Raw genomic sequence first — 1,087 nt, 5'->3', positions numbered from 1 at the left:
CTTGGCTTTCCACAAAATGAAGCACAGTGTTTTCCTATCAATCAACTAGTGCTGACCGATTATCAAGCTGAAGAAGAAAATTCATCAGCTTCTTCCCTTAAATTAATCCAACCAAGCCAATTCTCTTGGGCATTAAAGTCAGTTTATGCTGAGCGTGATTTTGCGCTGCCTGCTTGTATTGGCTCAGAGGGGATTAACGTCTTACTTCGCCGTATTCAAAATCGTTTAATTGATTTTGGTTATGTCACTACACGTGTGGTAGTGGAGCCACAGGATTTACGTTCAGGCATGCTCGTACTCACTGTGATTCCGGGTAAAGTAGGCCGTATTCAATTACAAGACCAAAGTGCGATTCCGTTTGCCACCCGTGGTACCTTATGGTTTGCCATGCCAATGGCGCAGGGGGATATATTAAATATTCGCAATATTGAACAAGGTTTAGAAAACTTAAAACGTGTACCGAGTGCTGATGCGAATATGGAGCTTGTGCCAACGGATGCAGTCGGTGAAACAGACGTGGTGATTGCTTATAAGCAAAGTTTACCTTTTCATTTAACTTTTGGATTAGATGATTCAGGCAGTAAATCTACGGGTCGTTTACAAGGTTCAGCCACGTTTTCCTGGGATAACGTGCTAACACTTAATGATATGTTCTATATCAGCGGTACACGCAGCTTTAAACGTGATAGCGATGATGCGGAAGGCGATTATGGCAGCAAAAACATCAGTCTCTATTATTCTATTCCTTGGAAGAACTATCTCTTAACGCTTTCCGGTTCAAAATATTCTTATCACCAAACGGTAGCAGGTGCATTTGAGTCTTACACCTATTCGGGTGAAAGCCAACAAATGAAAGCGAATTTAAGTCGCTTATTATCTCGTGGAAGTCTTCACAAAACCTATGTGAATGCCACATTATGGACGAAAAAATCCCATAACTATATCAATGACACCGAAATTGAAGTGCAACGTCGTCGTACCGCTGGTTGGGAAGTGGGGCTTAATCACACCCAATACATTGGTGAAACTGTTTTACAACTGTTTGCGAACTATAAACGTGGTACGGGTGGGAATAAATCCTTACCTG

1 protein-coding gene is annotated in these 1,087 nt (G+C 41.9%); it reads left to right on the top strand.

Annotated elements, in window-relative coordinates; all coding sequences use genetic code 11:
• Positions 1 to 1,087: ShlB/FhaC/HecB family hemolysin secretion/activation protein (locus HMPREF2750_RS07000; RefSeq protein ID WP_148130008.1), on the top strand; the 1,087-nt coding region annotated here is incomplete at both ends.

Origin of the sequence: Haemophilus sp. HMSC066D02 (genome assembly GCF_001810545.1) — a bacterium.
GTDB lineage: Bacteria > Pseudomonadota > Gammaproteobacteria > Enterobacterales > Pasteurellaceae > Haemophilus_D.
The sequence above is the reverse complement of the archived record's forward strand: the minus strand, read 5'-3'. Positions and strand labels throughout refer to the sequence as shown.